1 protein-coding gene is annotated in these 939 nt (G+C 47.4%); it reads right to left on the bottom strand.

Annotated features, from left to right (window positions below; all coding sequences use genetic code 11):
• Positions 1 to 939: thrombospondin type 3 repeat-containing protein (locus tag A3729_RS11990; protein WP_197475825.1), on the bottom strand; the 939-nt coding region annotated here is incomplete at both ends.

Genomic DNA, 939 nt, shown 5'->3' with positions numbered 1-939 from the left:
GAACAAAGCTACTGAAGGCACATCACACGCGTCACCAACACCATTTTCATCGCTATCTGCCTGTCCAACATTACTATCGAGTGGACAGTTATCGACATCGTCAGCAATCGTGTCGCCATCATCATCGGTGTCACAAGCGTTACCCAAGCCATCAGAGTCTGTGTCTTTCTGCTCTTCATTAGCGATTAGCGGGCAGTTATCATCTCCATCGTGACTACCATCGTCGTCACTATCCGCTAACAGTGGGTCCGTACCTTGAGCCGCTTCATTCTCATCGGATACGCCATCGTTATCATCATCTAAGTCACAAGCATTACCCTGACCATCCTGATCAGTATTCTCCTGGTTCGCGTTAACGATTAATGGGCAATTATCGACTAGATTTTCAACGCCATCACCATCAGAGTCCGGATCACACACATCACCAATCTGATCCCCATCTAGATCAAGTTGGTCAGCATTCTCCTTAACCGGGCAGTTATCACTAGCATCTTCAATCGAATCGTTGTCATCATCGTTATCACAGGCATCGCCTTGTGCATCATGATCAGCGTTCTCCTGAACTGGGTTTGCCACCGCAGGGCAGTTATCTACCGTATCTGGAATACCGTCCTGATCTTCATCAGCAGTACAAACATCACCCACTCCATCTTCATTGGCATCAGCTTGATCATCATTCGGAACCGTTGGGCAATTATCCGCATCATCATCAACAGCGTCATTGTCATCGTTCAAATCACAAGCATCACCTTCAGCATCATCATCTGAGTTACGCTGATCAGCATTAGCAATTGCTGGGCAGTTATCGACACCGTCATTGCTACCATCATCATCAGAATCGGCATCTGTAGGTGAAGTACCCTGAGCTTCTTCCATGGTGTTCAATACACCGTCACCATCACTATCAATGTCGCAGGCATCACCTTGGCCATTGCCATC

It is taken from the genome of Oleiphilus sp. HI0043 (assembly GCF_001634935.1).
Note: the sequence above shows the minus strand (reverse complement) of the source record. Positions and strands in the feature narration are given on the sequence as shown.